Annotated in this window: 12 protein-coding genes and 1 rRNA gene; 12 read left to right on the top strand and 1 reads right to left on the bottom strand. The window is 45.3% G+C overall.

The window, feature by feature from the left end:
* From uvrC to T488_RS0101795, 7 genes are all read left to right on the top strand, one after another.
* Positions 1–1824, top strand: coding sequence for an excinuclease ABC subunit UvrC (gene uvrC, locus T488_RS0101825; protein WP_028519320.1), 1824 nt, complete (start codon positions 1–3; stop codon positions 1822–1824).
* Between the two features lie 535 nt (positions 1825–2359).
* Complete coding sequence (locus T488_RS0101820) at positions 2360–3556, top strand: type II secretion system F family protein (RefSeq protein ID WP_028519319.1); 1197 nt, start codon at positions 2360–2362, stop codon at positions 3554–3556.
* 21 nt (positions 3557–3577) lie between these two features.
* Positions 3578–5167 (top strand): pilus assembly protein PilM, encoded by a 1590-nt coding sequence (gene pilM / locus T488_RS0101815; protein ID WP_028519318.1) that lies wholly within the window; start codon positions 3578–3580, stop codon positions 5165–5167.
* A gap of 2 nt (positions 5168–5169) precedes the next feature.
* Complete coding sequence (locus T488_RS0101810; RefSeq protein WP_028519317.1) at positions 5170–5961, top strand: hypothetical protein; 792 nt, start codon at positions 5170–5172, stop codon at positions 5959–5961.
* A gap of 85 nt (positions 5962–6046) precedes the next feature.
* Positions 6047–8914, top strand: a complete 2868-nt coding sequence (locus T488_RS0101805) for a hypothetical protein (RefSeq protein WP_028519316.1) — start codon at positions 6047–6049, stop codon at positions 8912–8914.
* A 15-nt stretch (positions 8915–8929) separates the two neighbouring features.
* Positions 8930–9424, top strand: coding sequence for a type II secretion system protein (locus T488_RS0101800; RefSeq protein ID WP_028519315.1), 495 nt, complete (start codon positions 8930–8932; stop codon positions 9422–9424).
* A gap of 14 nt (positions 9425–9438) precedes the next feature.
* Positions 9439–10452 carry a type II secretion system protein gene (locus tag T488_RS0101795; protein WP_028519314.1) on the top strand — a complete coding sequence of 338 codons (1014 nt, stop codon included), beginning with the start codon at positions 9439–9441 and terminating at the stop codon, positions 10450–10452.
* 63 nt (positions 10453–10515) lie between these two features.
* Here the strand turns inward: T488_RS0101795 and T488_RS0101790 are convergent, their stop codons facing one another.
* Positions 10516–11397 (bottom strand): prepilin peptidase, encoded by an 882-nt coding sequence (locus T488_RS0101790; RefSeq protein WP_051536150.1) that lies wholly within the window; start codon positions 11395–11397, stop codon positions 10516–10518.
* A gap of 138 nt (positions 11398–11535) precedes the next feature.
* Here T488_RS0101790 and T488_RS0101785 point away from each other — a divergent pair, with 138 nt between their 5' ends.
* The 5 genes from T488_RS0101785 to T488_RS0101765 form a co-directional block, all read left to right on the top strand.
* Entirely contained in the window at positions 11536–13218 is a 1683-nt protein-coding gene (locus T488_RS0101785) for a GspE/PulE family protein (RefSeq protein ID WP_028519312.1), read from the top strand.
* 33 nt (positions 13219–13251) lie between these two features.
* The gene (locus T488_RS16725; RefSeq protein ID WP_051536149.1) at positions 13252–14382 is read left to right on the top strand and encodes a type IV pilus twitching motility protein PilT; all 1131 of its coding nucleotides are present in this window, start codon (positions 13252–13254) and stop codon (positions 14380–14382) included.
* Between the two features lie 496 nt (positions 14383–14878).
* A complete protein-coding gene (locus T488_RS18515) occupies positions 14879–15370 on the top strand; it encodes a pilin (protein WP_051536146.1) in 492 nt (163 codons plus the stop codon).
* Positions 15371–15585: 215 nt separating this feature from the next.
* The gene (locus T488_RS16715) at positions 15586–16191 is read left to right on the top strand and encodes a type IV pilin protein (RefSeq protein ID WP_037296803.1); all 606 of its coding nucleotides are present in this window, start codon (positions 15586–15588) and stop codon (positions 16189–16191) included.
* A 440-nt stretch (positions 16192–16631) separates the two neighbouring features.
* Positions 16632–16743 (top strand): 16S ribosomal RNA (locus T488_RS0101765); the annotation flags it as partial.

Genomic DNA, 16743 nt, shown 5'->3' with positions numbered 1-16743 from the left:
ATGAATCCAAGACTGCCCTATCTCAGGGAAAAGACCGCAAAGCTGACCTCCTCTCCGGGAGTTTACATCATGAGGAGAAAGGACAGCTCTATAATATACATCGGCAAGGCTAAGAACCTGCACAACCGCGTCAGCAGCTATTTCCGCGAAAATCCCGACCATACGCCCAAAGTAGCGGCAATGGTGTCCAACGTCTATGACTATGATTTCATCGTCACTGACAGCGAGTTTGAAGCTCTGCTGCTGGAGTGCAGCCTTATCAAGCAGCACAAGCCCAAGTATAATATCCTGCTGAAGGACGACAAGGGCTATCACTATATCCGTATCTCCGATGAGGAGTACCCGCGGATAACCAACGAGAAGAACACTAAGCAGAGCGGACGCTATCTCGGTCCCTATACCAGCGGAGCCATAACCAAGGAGGCTGTCAACGAAGCCAACCGCGTGTTCATGCTGCCCACCTGCCGAAGGAGATTTCCGCAGGATATAGGCAAGGGACGTCCCTGCCTCAACTACCACATCAAGCAGTGCATGGGTGTGTGCCGCGGCAGGATAAGTGCCGAGGATTACCGCAAGACCGTGGACGAGGCTGTGGAGTTCATACGCAGCGGCAGCGCACAGTCCGTTGAGCGCATGGAGGCGGACATGAACAAAGCCGCCGAGGAGCTGGATTTCGAGAAGGCAGCTATCCTCCGCGACAGGATAAACGCCATAAGGAAGGCGTCCGAAAAGCAGAAGATAATCAACAGCGGCGTTGAGTCCGCGGACGTTGTCGGCATAGCGGAATACCCCGACGGTCTGTACATTTCGGTGCTGATGTACCGCGAGGACAGGCTCTTTGACAAGGCGGTGTTCGAGCTTCCTCTTCCCGACGGCAACGAGGATATACTGGGCAGCTTCATGCTGCAATTCTACTACAAAAAGCCCGATATACCGAAGACTATCATCATCGACCATATGCCCGTGGACAGCGAGCTCCTCGTCGAGATGCTGGAGGCACAGGCGAAGCGGAAGGTGAAGCTCCACGTTCCTCAGAAGGGACGTCAGCTGGAGCTGCTCCGTCTTGCCAAGAACAACAGCGCTGAGTACGCCGCAATAAAGAATGACCGCACAGGCAGGGAGGTCATCGCCCTTGAGCAGCTGGCTCAGAGTCTGGGACTGCCCAAGCCGCCCCGATATATCGAGGCATACGACATCTCAAATCTGTCATCGGAGTCTATGGTGGCGGGCATGGTGGTATTTGAGGACGGCAGACCGCTGAAAAAGGCGTACAAGCGCTTCACCATCAAGGAGCAGGAGCTCCAGAACGACTACGGAAGTATGCGTGAGGTGCTGAAAAGAAGGCTTACGCATATACTGACAGGGGAGGGTGACGAATACTTCACCCGCACTCCCGACCTGATACTCCTTGACGGCGGAAAGGGTCACGTAAACACCATAGCTCCGCTGCTGAAGGAGCTGGGGCTGGATATACCGCTGTTCGGCATGGTCAAGGACGATAAGCACCGTACCCGTGCCATTGCTACGGGAGGACGGGAGATACAGATAAACGAGCTGAGACAGGTCTTTGACCTGGTGACCAGGATACAGGATGAGGTCCACCGCTATTCCGTCAGCTTCATGCACTCGCGCCACAAGAAAAAGACCTACAGCTCCGAGCTGCTTAAAGTACGCGGAATAGGCGAAAAGAAGGCGGCAAAGCTGTTCATGAAGTACAAGACCATAGCCAATCTCCGCAGGGCGACTCCCGAGGAGCTTGCGGTAACGGCAGGCGTGGGGAATGACGTTGCGGAGGAGCTCTGGAGGGTCATACAGGAGATGTAGGCACGGGGCGGTATAAACATCAATATAGGGATATATATATTATAATAGTATACGGAGACAAAAGCCTAAGATACGGGGTATCTAATGTAAAAACTATAAACTTGTCCACAAGTTTCACGGCGGTTTTGAGTGTGTAAGAAGGTCCATTTAATACCATAACGGGCAAAATAACTAAATTACAGTTAACCAAATTGCCGCAGTTTACAATTCTGTAAAAAAAAGAAGAAAAAATGAGCTTTTATGTTGCAATTTAAAAGTGAGTGTGATATAATTATTGTGGAAGTTTAACAATGTTTGGTATCTGTGTGCTAATACCTCATATTGTGCTGCCTTCAGACGTGGTTTTTGCGAGAATATAAGCCGTTTTCAATAGTCTTTATTACCGATAGTATAAATCTTGGTAAATATTGATAAAAAACGGCAGATTATTTATGTCAAAAAAGCGATTGAAAAGTAACTCTTAAAATGTTATAATTGTTATTATTAAGGCAGTGAGAAACGTTCATCACAAGTAATTAATTATGGAGGTGGTTTCATGAAGAGTTTTTCCTACATTGCTCAGGACGCAAAAGGCAAGCAGATCAAGGGTGTCATGAATGCGGACAGTGAGCAGGAATTCATGCAGCGAGCCAGAGAAAAGGGCTTGTATGTAAAGGAATTCAAGGAAGGCAATTCTGACTCAAAAACAATCTACAAGTTCAACACGAAGGAACTTAACTTCTGCTGCAGACAGCTGAGCGCTATGCTTACTTCGGGTCTGACGCTTGTAAAAGCCATCGATATCCTTACCAAAGAGCAGGAAAATGAGAAAGCAAGAGCTATATGGCAGGATGTCTACGAGAACGTTCAGAAGGGTGAATCCTTCTCGTCTACCCTCGAAATGCATTCGGGCTCATTCCCCGAGTTCCTGATCTCAATGGTCGGAGCAGGTGAGACCAGCGGTTCGCTGGATATCATCATGACTCGTATGGCTGATCACTACGCAAAGGAAAACAAACTCAAGAACTCCATCAGAGGCGCTATGATCTACCCGATCGTTCTTCTCGTGCTTTGTGTAGTTGTTGTAATATTCCTCTTTACGTTTATCATGCCTGCATTCATCGATATGTATGAGGACAAGAGCAAGATGCCTCTCCTCACAAAGATAATGGCAGCCATAAGTAAATTCCTCAGAACAAAGTGGTGGCTCCTCATCATCATTCTTATTGGTCTGTTCGCAGGCTTCAAGTATGCGATGACGATCCCCAGCTTCAGGAAAAAAGTCCACAGATTCATCATCAAGGGACCAATGTTCGGCCCTCTTGTTACAAAGATCTACACAGGAAGATTCTCAAGAACCCTTTCGTCACTCTATTCCAGCGGTATCCCTATGGTAGAATGCCTCGAAAGATCTTCCGCCATCCTTGGAAATTCGTATATCGATGAAAAATTCGAGAGCGTTGTCGATGAGGTAAAACAGGGCGAGACCCTTTCATCAGCGATAACCCGTACGGAGATATTCGAGCCTATGTTCTGCTCGGTAATCTACGTCGGCGAAGAGTCAGGTGCTCTTGACAGCATCCTTGAAAAGACATCGGATTACTACGAGGAAGAATCTGACGCAGCAGTCCAGCGTCTCGTTGGTCTGGTACAGCCTGTTCTTCTGATATTCATGGGACTTATCATCGGTATGGTAGTTATCGGCGTTTACCCTGCTCTCTACGGTTCACTCGAGAGTATCGAAAACGAATAAAACGGAAAGGTGGAAAGATAAATGCTTTCATTTGATATTACTGATAGAAATATACGAGTTGTTAAGGGCGTTGAGAGCGGCGGCAAGATCAAGATCAGCTCCGCTGCAACAGTCAACGTAGAAGAGGGCTATATCGTTAACGGACACGTTAAGGATGTTCCCGCAGTTGCTACTCTCATCAACAACGTTCTGAAAATGCACAGAATGCCTGATAAGGAAGCGATCGTTTCGATCTCCTCCAACCTGACTATCTTCAAGGAAATGGTCGTTCCCAAGGGAAGGACACAGGACCTCCAGAAGACAGTTAAGCTTCAGATGCAGGCTGAGCTCAATCTGGACGATTCATACAGCGTATCCTACATCATCGTAGGTGAGGCTGACAGCAGCGAGGCAAGCGAGCCTTCATACAAGATCCTCGCTACCGCCTGCCCCTATGAGATCGTTAACAGCTACAGAGAGGTATTCAGACTTCTCAACACCATCTCACTGAGATCGGTTATGATCGGATGCAACTGTATCACCAAGGTTCTTCTTGCTGATACAAAGATCAGATCAAAGATGCCCCTCCTCGCTGTTCAGATCGATAACAACTTCATCTCACTCAACCTCTATGAGCATGGACAGCTTTCGTTCTCACGTTTCGCTTCCATCGACGCAGCTGACTATGGCTACTCGGACGACTATGTATTCGAAGCTGTAAACGAGAACATCTTCCGTATGCTCCAGTTCCACAGGAGCCGTAATACAGGTGAGTCAATCGAGAACGTAATCTTCTACGGCGACACTCATGAGTATGTAAGACTTACCGATGAGCTTGAGAAGCTGGACCTCAAGACCAGCCTCATCAATGTTCCTCCTCAGATCCACGGCCACGAAAACCTTGAGTTCTCTCTCTACGCAAACGCTATCGGCGCTATGTTCAAGAGAAACAAGGAAGTTGAGAAGATCAACCTTCTCGAGGCTGAACTGGGCGCTGTCGTAAAGACAAAGATGAGAAATGAGAACACAGGTAATATTGTTCTCATCGGATGCCTGGCAGGTTCACTTCTTCTCGCAGGCGTTGTCTTCGGAGCTATGAAGATGCGTCAGCTGAGCCTCGAAAATAAGATCGATGACTGCAATAAATTCATCAACAGCACATCAACTCAGGAGTCACTGGCTAAGCATCAGAGACTTCTCGGCCTCAGAGACGTTGTTAATGCTTATTACACAAAGATCAACAATGCAAAAGAGGCTTACCTTTCACTCCCCAACATCTCAGGCAGTGAGTATGATGAGATCGAAAAGATCCTTGAAGAGACCTGTAAGGAAAAGGATGTCAAGGAGTTCAAGATCATCAGCCCCAAGTATCAGGACGGCGTTATCTCATTCTCTGTACAGTGTGACGCAGTTAAGGAAGAATATGCACAGCAGCTTCCCGCAGACTTTGTAGATAATCTCTATAAGAGCGACATGTTCAAGAACGCAGGTTATGGCGGCTACGTGGTATCTACTGTTACCAACGATGAGACTCACGAGAGCAAGGATATAATCTCCTTCAATGCTGAGGTTGACCTTGTTCCCAATAAGAGTGCTTACCACCCTGCTGAAACTGACAAGGAGGCTGAATAAGAATGAAAATTACATACAGAGATAAGATAATCGCAGGTATTCTTTTAGCGATAACAATCCTGCTCATCGGTGGTTTTGCACTTTGCAAGCCTACATACCAAAAGATCAAGACAGACAAGGAGTCTCTTGAAAAGGTTGAGCAGCAGAAGAAGGAGATCGAAAGCAAGATCGCAGCGATCCCCGGCATCCAGAAGGACATCAAGGAAACTTACACAAACACAAACGAAGAGGCTAAGGTATTTGTTCCTCTTGACAGATTAATGAGCCCCACATACGTAGATGAGTACATGCAGGGCTTTGCTGACGAGGCAAAGGTAAAGGTCACAAACGTAACCCTTGAGGAAACTTCACTTGCTCCTCTTGATTACTACTACGACGAAGTAAAGGATCCCCTCGGCGATCTCCGTAGATCAGCTGACGTAAACGGAAGCCTCCAGAAGGCATTCGACAGTGCGAATGCTGAAGGCGCTTCACTGTCACAGAGAGCTAAGGAATCCATCGTTCAGACAAAGTACGGCGTTGAAGTAACGGGTACAAGAAAGCATATCTTTGATTACCTCCAGAAGATCAAGGAATTCGAGAAGGCTGAGAACGTCGTTTCAGTTGATATCAGTGATTACAGCTTCGGTAAGGATGCTGCTGATCAGGCAAAGGTATCACTTCCCGATTCACCCGACGGTGAGGAAGTTAAGGTTGCAGCAGGTGAGGGTACGGAGATCTCCAACACCTCAAAGGCTACACTCGTAATCACACTTTATTCAGTATACAATATGGAAGAGCCGAATGTTGACTGATGTCTCATACGGTGAGTATGCAGAATACCCTATATTAAACGCTACGGTTATTGAGAAAAATATAACTTGAAAGGCGGTTAGGAAAATGAAAACAGAGAAGAAAAAAACACTGCGCGGCTCGGTACTGTTTACCGTTGTATGTGTAATGGCATTGCTGATAATCTTTCTGACCGGTACTCTGGCGCTTGCGTCTGCCGCAGGCAACAGAGCACACAGGTCATACTCTATCTCGCAGGCCAGCTATACCGCAAGAACAGCTATCGAGAGTTTCACACAGGCCATGAAGCGCGACAAGGGCATCGAGGCTGCAGTGGAAGAAATGGGCTCAGGCTCAGGCAAGATCAAGGAAATGTACCCCAAGGTAGTTATCCCGGATAAAACACTGGGTGAGATCGGCTACATTGACGAACATGGCGACTGGGTCGCAGATCGAATCAAGGTTGAACAGCTTGACAACTCTGAGGCTTACAACTTCTTCCCCGCAGACAACACAGGTGTTTCAAAGTGGAATAAGGTCGAAGGCGTTAAGGTAACTGCTACCTGTAAGGTGGGCAGAGAATACGAGACGGTCGCAGCTTATATCCAGAAGACAGCATCATCAGGCTCAAAGATCAGCCCTGGCGGTATCAACGGTTTCCAGGAGGTCGGAGGTAACCACTTCCCCAACGGTGCGATGATCACAGGCGGTCTCGGCGTTGGTATCGGCAATAGTGCAGCCGAGGTATACCATGTTCATAACAAACAGCTGATCGATACAACTCTGATGTTTGTAAACTCCAATGTTGTTTTCGGTGCATCTGACACTCATATTTACGTACACAAGCCTCTTGATGAAGATAATGCAGCAAAGCCTTATTCACAGACAGTTATCAAGGGCAACCTGTTATTAGAGCATGGTAATAATTTTATTATTAATGAGTATGATATGACTCAGAATTATACTCAGGCTGAGATACCTTATCTCTTTGTTGAGGGTGTTATTGCTCCTACTGATGAGGCTAATTATGGGCTTGTAACAGGAAATAATTCTCCTTTCAATGTCTTTGCCGGTACACTTTATGCCAATGCTACTATGACTATCAACGCTGATCTCTATCTTATGGACAAGAATGACGGAACAACTATCGAAGCTCCGTATGCAGACAGAGACGGAGACGCTCAGAAGACGATGACTTATTATAAGGGTCAGAATTTCTTTGGCAATAAATCAGGCAACAAGCTTTATGAATGGTCGACATCTGTAGTTCAGAGAACTGAAACACAGCATAATTCAACAGGCGGTAACATCTACTGCATGGGCGATCTCACTCTTCAGCAGGCTGAGATCCACGGTGATGTAAGAGTTCAGGGCAATTGCACAATAAAGGATGGCGTTACAATTTACGGTGACCTTGTTGTAGCAGAACACTTACAGTTTGACAACAACAATATCAACAAGATCGTTAAGGGTCAGATCTATAACAGCAATCACTCAGGTGATGAGTCTAAGACAGAGGTTATGAAGCCCGGTTATTCATATCATGATAACCAGCTTTTCCCCGGCGTCGAAGAAGTACCCAGCAGGATCTTTGAAAACAATCCTATTGAGGTCACTGAGGTATCTGATCAGAAGATGAATCATGAACCCTGGCACAATGAGATCACTTATCCTGACGGTTCTACTGAAGACCTTGTATGGGATCATAAGACCATTTATGTACAGAACGGTACAGAAAACTGGTGGGATGCGGCTCCTTATTACAGGATCACAGAAAACGGTACTGAAGATCAGAATACAATAGTATTCGATCAATACTCAAAATATGCAGTTGATCCCGATGGTCATATAATGTACCTTAAGGACGAAGACGGCAATAACGTGATCGGCGCAAACGGAGATCCTATCGCTATCACAGTTGATTCAGACTTCACATACTTCAAGAAGAACGGTACAGAATACGAGAGGATCGACGAGAAGGACGCAAGGGGTTCATATTACACCGATCCTTCAGGAAACGTTGTTGGCGAAGGAGAAGCCAAGAACAAGGTCGGAGCTGCTGATATTCATGACTATTCCGAGTATGTCAAGGATCACGGAAGTGCATACCCCGCATCAATGGAAAAGGATAAGATCTGGGGCAAATATACAGCCGGAGGCTTTGAGCCTTCTACAGATGGCAAGATAGTCAAGACACTCCAGGAAGTACGTAAGGATCTTAACTTAAATGACGATGGTACATTTGACGGACAGTACTATATGGATGTCCCTGATAAGTACCTCACCGTACCCGGTGATAACACATCACTTCCCAACGCATTCAGCGGCAACAGCCTTAATCCTTCTGTTGCACCCAGCGGTTATATAGAGAAATCCTGTATAATCGGTGATGAATCTGATTACACAAAGTCATATAAGCTTCCTATTGACAAGATAAATATCAAGGCTTCAAGCGAGATTTGGATCGTTCTGAAGAATGTTAATATGTACAATAATAAGGAGCTCATTGTTGATGCAGCAAGTGCTAAGGTCAATTTCCTTATTGACGGAGATTGCCGTATTGATCTCCATAGTTTGATCAGACCCAGCAACTATGTTAATGGTATGCAGGTAAAGTATACTGATGTTTGGCCTATAGAGTATTATGCAACTGAGGGCGCTACACTTACCTTCAATGATAATAGTACTTGTGTAGGTACATTCAAGGCTCCTACGCTTACACTTGACACTTCTGTTGCAGGTGAATATGAAGTAACATACCTGGACGAATATGGCAATATTCATCCAGATCCTAAGAAGGGTGAAGAGGTTCCTTTGAAGCCAGTTATAGTCGGAAGCTGTCTTGCAGACGGTATGTCACAGGCTAAGAACTCATTCAGCCTCATCAATACCACCGGCGGCGGCAAAGCAGGCGGCGGTACATCATTCAAGGGTACATTCGGCTGGTATGACGTAAGCTACTTCATGGGAGTATAAAGGAGGAATGTTCTTATGAAAAAAAGCAGAAAAAAGCTCAAGGGCATGACTCTGATCGAGATGATCATCTCGATCGCGATCTTCGCAATAATGGGCGGCTTGCTCGTCCTGGTCGGTACTCACATCGATAATACTACAAAGGCAACGAACAATCTCAAGAATAAGATCGTTGTAGAGTCGCCTTATGCGGCAAATCATATCACAAACAAAGAGGGCGGCGGTACTCTTGGCAAAACCCCTCTCACTATTACAATAGAACAGGATCAGGCTTCTGGTACATTCTATTATCCTGAGGTAAATGCCAAGGGTGAAACAGAGCTCAAGCAGGGTCAGTATAACAAGGGCGATAAGGTAGTCCTTGACTGCGAAAAGTACGAGACTGAAAGCATCATCACAGATCAGTTCAAAACACCTGAAGAGGTAGATGCTTACAAGAAGCGTGCTAACGGTGATCTTAACCTTGAGTTCGTAGAGATCATCCCTGCTACTACAGCTCCTGCGGGTCCATGACAGGAGGTGCGGATATGAACAGAAAAACTAAAAAGGGTTTTACTCTCATAGAGCTTATCATAGTAATGGCTATATTCTCAATACTGCTGCTGGGCGCGATGATGATCACTCAGCCTGTAACGAGAATGTACAGAAATACTACGCTCTCAGAGAAGACCTATGCCTATGCAAACAATATCCAGACCTATGTTCAGGGAAGACTTGAATATGCAGAGGATCTGGAGGTCGCAACATCAGACAATCTTGATCTTGACGGTAACGGAAAATTTGAAGAAACAGATCTTGCCATATGGGCAGAGAATTTCCGCAAGGCTCACTGGGATCAGACCGTTGGTTATAACGGTAAGGACGTCGTTCCTCTCAAGGGATCGATCCATATTATGAGACTTCTGAACAATGCGGACGGCACAATTCCTCAGGGACAGATCACTGACAGAGTATATGAGTTCAAGTCAGATCAGACTATACCTACCTCTGTTAACCCCACCCAGGAGCTTATGCTCAATGATGCGTTTTTCACATCAAAGGACTCAGCATATAACTTCAGTTATGCGCTTGGTTCAACAACACTGGTTCCTGTAGCTACTCCTTCGGGCGCCTCTGATTCCAAGGGCGAGGTTTACCGTGCTCTCAAGAACGATAAGGATAACGAAGGTGCTAATATAGCTGCATTTAATCTTTCACTAAGTATTGTCCTTGATAAGAAGACAGGCGGATCTATTGATGTTAATGCAGGTTCATATACCTACAGAGCATTTGCTGATCCTGTAGCGCTTCAGATAGCTACTCTTCCTCTGACAAACATCTCTCACAGGGCTGAGCATAAACCTGGTAAGCTGCAAGGTCTTCCCAGACCGTATAAGGATCCCGCTACAAATGATATTTATGTTCAGGATCCAAGTATAGTTTGGGGCAACCCTGGTTGTCTGGGTATTTCCTATGACGATACACGCGCAACCAAGACCATTGACTTCAATAACGATATTTATTTTATCTACGCCTATACAGACGAGATAAGAAACAGCTAATAAGTAAAAAAACAGGCAGCAGTTCAATGCTGCTGCCTGTACTTATTATTTTCTTTTTCAGGATCACTGACCACTGAGTCTTTCGGGAATGCTCAGATACCACTGAGCTATCTGAGAGCCCCACAGAGATCCGATAGCAATTCCGATCGCAAGGAAGGGACCGAATGCAAACTTTGAATCCTTGGTCACTGCCTTGACGATGATACCGCCGACGGCGGCAACGATAATACCGATAAATGTTGAAACGATAACAGCTTGTGTTCCGAGGAACGCTCCCGCAGCGAACATCAGCATACTGTCACCCAGCTCTATAGCCCGGAAGTCTTCATCAAACTTCTTTCTGATGATGGGGCGGCTGAGCTCTCCGATAAGGAAAAAGGGGACGCTGATAACAAAAGCTCCGATGATGCGGCTCTTCAGTGTGACATCTCCGTTCTCCCTTGAGTAAAAGAGATGGAGCGGAACTGCAAGAATAAGTATGACAGCTACCATGCTGACATATATATCCTTGGTATCCCAGTCAATGAATCCTATTACAATAAGGAAAGACATGAGAACGCAGGTTATTATGGATTTAACATTTATATCCAGAACAGCGAACGTCAGAACATAGAGTATTCCGTTAAGGGATTCGACTATGGGATAACGCGGTGAGATCTTCTGACCGCAGCTGTGACATTTTCCCCTCAGCATCAGCCAGCTGAAAACAGGTATCAGATCAATGGGTCTGATCTTGGCTCCGCAGGTCATACAGTGGGAAGCCCTTTCTTTCTCCTCCTTGGAGCCCCCTATGCCGAGTATCGACTCGCCCGCGGGGAGCCTGAGAATGACGACGTTGAGAAAGCTTCCGATACAGATGCCGAACAGGAAAATTACGACGTAAAACATGATCTTGAATGGCAGCTCGGTAAATTCACTATGGAGCATATCTTCAAATCCGAACATGATTTTACCCCTCCTTCATTATTATTAATGTACATAATATTATTATAACATATATTATGGAAAATTCAAGTAAAATTTTAGAATACATATCTGTACGACGGATGCAGAATGTGTTCAGAAAATAAGCGGAGGTTTTTTATGAGAAACGAGAGAATTGGTGACTACTTAGTCAATCAAGGGCTGATCACCAGCGAACAGCTTCAGCAGGTCCTTGACGCCCAGAAAGCATCCAACGGTTCCAAGAAATTCGGCGACGTTGTAGTTGAGCTGGGCTTCATGTCTGAAGTCAACTTCGCTAAGGCACTGGCAGGAAACCTGAGAGTTCAGTACGTTGACCTTGACAATGTCGAGATCAATACAGAAGCTGTACAGATGGTTCCCGAGGCTCTTGCAAGAAAGCATACGGTAATCGCTATCAACGTACAGGGCAAGCGTCTCACAGTCGCTACAAACGATCCTGTAAACTTCATCGTTCTTGAGGACATCAAGGTATCCACAGGTATGGATACAGTTCCTGTACTTGCTACTACATCGGCTATCAACAAGGCCATCGGTAAGTGCTACTCAATGCAGAACGTTGACAGCGTTCTTGAGGGCGTTAGCCAGATGGGCGGCGACCTTGGTGAGATGAGCGAGGCTGACCTTGAGTCCAAGGACAGAGTTGAAAGCGCTCCTATCGTTAAGCTTGCTACTACTATCGTAGAAAACTCATACAGAGCAGACGCTACCGATATACATATCGAGCCCTTCGACAAGTATACAAGAATACGTATCCGTGTAAACGGCGACCTCGTAGAGCTCATGAATATCTCCAGTGCGGTACACAGCGCGCTGACCACACGTTTCAAGCTTATCAGCGGCATGAACATCGCTGAGAAGAGAATCCCTCAGGACGGCCGTTTCACACAGGTCGTTGACGGAACAACTCTTGACGTCCGTGTATCTTCACTTCCTATGGTACACGGTGAAAAGATCGTTATCCGAATTCTTTCAACAGGACAGATCGCCCTCCGTAAGATCACGGATCTGGGTATGTCCGATTATAACTATACACTGTTCGAGTCGATGCTGAGAGTTCCTCACGGCGTTATCCTCGTAACAGGACCTACCGGTTCCGGTAAAACTACTACACTTTACGCGGCTCTCGGTGAGATCGCCAAGCCTAACGTAAACGTCGTAACAGTTGAGGACCCTGTCGAAAAGGCTATCGACGGAATCAACCAGTGTCAGGTTAACATGAAGGCCGGCATGACATTCGCCGCAGCCCTCCGTTCTATCCTCCGTCAGGACCCTGACGTAGTAATGATCGGTGAGATGCGTGATACCGAGACAGCTGACATCGGTATCCGTGCCGCTATCACAGGACATCTGGTTCTCTCCACACTTCATACCAACGACGCTGCATCCACAGTTGTCCGTCTGGTTGATATGGGCGTTGCTCCCTACATGGTCGCTACTTCACTTATCGGTGTTATCGCTCAGCGACTCGTTAAGGTACTCTGCCCCGAGTGTAAGAAGCCCAGAATGACAACTCCCGAGGAAAATGATCTTATGGGTCTGGATCACTCTATACAGATCTATGACGCAGGCGGATGCCCTGCCTGCAATAATACAGGCTACAGAGGAAGAACTGCTATCCATGAGATCATTCACTGTACAACAAAGGTTTCTTCCATCATCGCAGGCGGCGGTACTAAGGAAGAGATCGAAAAGGCTGCTAAGGAACAGGGAACAAAGCTTCTCCGTGATAATGCTGCCGAGCTTGTACAGGCTGGCGAAACATCTATCGACGAGCTTGTAAGAGCTACATATACAGTATAATGGCTTTGCACCTAATTAGGGAGGATAATTAATATGGCAATCGAAATTCATAGAATACTGGACGAGGTAAGACTCCTCGGCTGTTCTGACCTTCACTTCACAGACAGGATCGCTCCTGTTGTACGTCTTAACGGTACACTCAGAACTATGCGTTCACAGTACCCCGAAATGGACGAGGAGGAAATACTCAACATCGTTCATCAGATGACTAACGACGCTCAGCAGACAAGCGTAAACAACCACCACGATACCGACTTCTCATTCACAACAAGAAGCGGCTACCGTCACCGTGTAAACGTATACTTCCAGAAGGGCAAGCCCGCTATCGCTATCCGTCTTCTGAGAAACGATATCCCTACTCTTGAGGATCTGGGACTTCCCCCGATACTTGCTGACTTCGCTATGCGTCCCCGTGGACTTGTTCTCGTAACAGGCCCTACCGGTTCAGGTAAGTCAACTACCCTTGCAGCTATGATCGACTTCGTTAACCTTAACAGAAGTGCTCACGTTATCACTGTAGAGGATCCTATCGAGTATGTTCACGAGCATAAGAGATGTATGGTAAACCAGAGAGAGATCGGCGATGACGTTGAAAACTTCGCTCTGGCACTGAGAGCTGCTCTCCGTGAGGACCCCGATGTTATCCTCGTAGGAGAAATGCGTGACTTCGAGACTATCCAGGCTGCCGTAACCGCTGCCGAAACAGGACATCTCGTTATGTCAACACTTCATACCACATCAGCAGCCGATACAATCAACCGTATCATCGACGTTTACCCCGAGCACCAGCAGCAGCAGATCAGAACTCAGCTGGCTAACAACCTGGTTGCCGTAATTTCTCAGACACTTATCCCCAAGAAGGACGGTACAGGACGTATCGCCGTAATGGAGATCCTTAACTGTACAGACGCTATCTCGGCAATGATCCGTGATAACAAGATCCACCTTGTTCAGTCTGCTATCCAGACAGGTAAGCAGCAGGGCATGATGTCTCTGGATATGGAGCTTGCAAGACTTGTTGCAAAGAACGTTATCAACGAGGTCGATGCGCTTGAGAAGTGCCTCGACAAGCAGGAATTCTATCGTTTCCTCGCACAGATCGGCGGAGGCGGAATGAGAGGCGGTATGCAGCCTCAAATGCCCAACAACGGAATGCAGGGCTGATAAACTGTAAAGTACATTCAGGACCGTCGGACACAAGTCCGGCGGTCTTTACTTTTACAGGACGTAGTACAGCTCCGGTGATGAGAGAGCTAAAAAAATGATCCCCGGACAAAAATTCAAAGATAAAAATCATGAATTTCAAGGAAAATTTTCTTGAAAACGGACTCAAAAAAGGGCATATATGAAGCAAAATACCCCTATACAAAAAGTATAGTTGACTGTGAATATAACAAAAACAAGCTAAATCAATTACATTATTCACAGATTCTTGTGCAATTCGACGAAAACCCTAAAAAATAAATGCCTATTCACCGTTCTAATGTAAAAACTGCCTTGAGATATGGATTTTTTTTTCAAAAAGTGTTGACATTATGTGAATAAGGTGGTATACTATAATCACAGGGAAGGGAAAGGGAGTTAAAAAAATCCCGAACCCAAAAATCGAGTGAAAGTTAAGATGCTTTCACAAATCTATATTATTAAGGAGGGTTTTCTTATGAAAACTACAAAGAAAGGTTTTACACTTATTGAGCTCATCGTTGTTATCGCTATCATCGGTGTTCTCGCAGCAATCCTCGTTCCTTCAATGCTTGGCTATGTTAAGAAGTCAAAGGTTTCTTCTGCTAACTCAACAGCAAGCACACTCCAGAAGGCTATCAACACAACTCTGATCGAAATTGACGAGAATAATCAGGCATCCAGTGATATCACAGCAGTTAATGGTGCTAAGGGCACAATCACATTCTCTACAAAAGGTACTGCAGCACCTGCTGGTTCTGACAAAAAGCTCAAGAACTACATGGAGAAGGTTTCTAAGATCGATTTCGTATCTAAGTGCGAGGGTGGCGCTTGCGTAGCAGTAGCAGTTCAGCTCGACAAGACATACACAGGTACAGCTCCTTCCGGCGTAGTTACAGTTGATAACTATAGCAAATACAGCGGCAAGATGGACGAAGCTCTTAAGGAAGCTGAGAAGCTTGCTTCATAATGATCTGATCGATCAGTAAGCTACTTGAATTAAAATGAAGAATGCTCCTTCCAATTGGGAGGAGCATTTTTTTACAGAAATCGAAGCAAAAATAATTGGCTAAATGCACAATAAACCAATGTAAAAATTGGTATCAGACTTCGATTTTCGTGTTGACAAAATGCAAGCTTTTTGATATAATAAATTTGAAGAATTGTATTGGGAGGTGCATTTCGATGAAAGCGAAAAAGACCAAGAAGGGTTTTACCCTGATGGAGCTAATTATCGTGCTCGTTATCATGGGAATCCTTGTTGCTATTATAGTACCTTCGTGGAGCTATTTTGTCAGAAGATCCAGAGAGAGGACTGCTAATTCCAAGGCTAAGATGGTGTTCAACGCTTGCCAGACCGAGGTCACAAGAGTAAGCATGAAGGAACGCCCCTTGATTAATATCATAAATGATCCTACTGTATCAGATACTAAGAAAAATGAGGTCAAGGCAGATATCTATATGGGCGATGGAAAGTTCTATTTCTACTGGGACGGAAAGACAGGAACAAGGCTCGATCCGGTGGATATCAAGAACACAAAGCCAAGTCCGGCGAATGATACTTCTTTAAAAAATGGTATAAATAACATCAATAATAACGGTGAAGGCGTATACAAGATCTACGTTGATAATTATCAGGTTAAATCTGTAGTATATTCTGATATGCCGAATGGCAGGTATAAAGGAACATACCCCAGAATGATGGACGACCTTGATGATACTACAAGGGATTATATCAGATCACATTCAATGGATAACTATGACAGTATTTTGATGGGAAATCTATCCTAAACAAATTATAAAAGCGCAGCTGATATGGCTGCGCTTTTTCTTTTTATATGACGAATACTGCTGATAGTTAGTTTTCAACATTTTAACTTTTGCTAAGTTGAAAAGTTTATGCTTGACAATATTCTAAAAAAGAGTTATAATATATTTACTGTCCGACAGGGAAGCGAAAGCGGACGAGCGAAAAAAATCAAAGAAATTTGAAAAAAGAGCTTGACAAACCTGAAGGAAAGTGATATAATAGTTAAGCTGTCTCGAAGAGAGATAGCGAAGACAGCATCTTGAAAATTGAACAATGCGAATAAAAAAGTAACGACCCTTGAGATTCCTTTATGAGAATAAAGGGAAGTCAAGAAAAGACTTTAAAAAACACGAAGAGTAATAACGCAAGCGTTATGAATTAGGATCGATATCTAAATCCTGATGGATTTAAATATACAACTTTAATAAAGAGTTTGATCCTGGCTCAGGACGAACGCTGGCGGCACGCTTAACACATGCAAGTCGAACGGAGATAATTTGAGTTTACTTAGATTATCTTAGTGGCGGACGGGT

It is taken from the genome of Ruminococcus flavefaciens ND2009, assembly GCF_000621785.1.
GTDB lineage: Bacteria > Bacillota > Clostridia > Oscillospirales > Ruminococcaceae > Ruminococcus > Ruminococcus flavefaciens_C.
The sequence above is the reverse complement of the archived record's forward strand: the minus strand, read 5'-3'. Positions and strand labels throughout refer to the sequence as shown.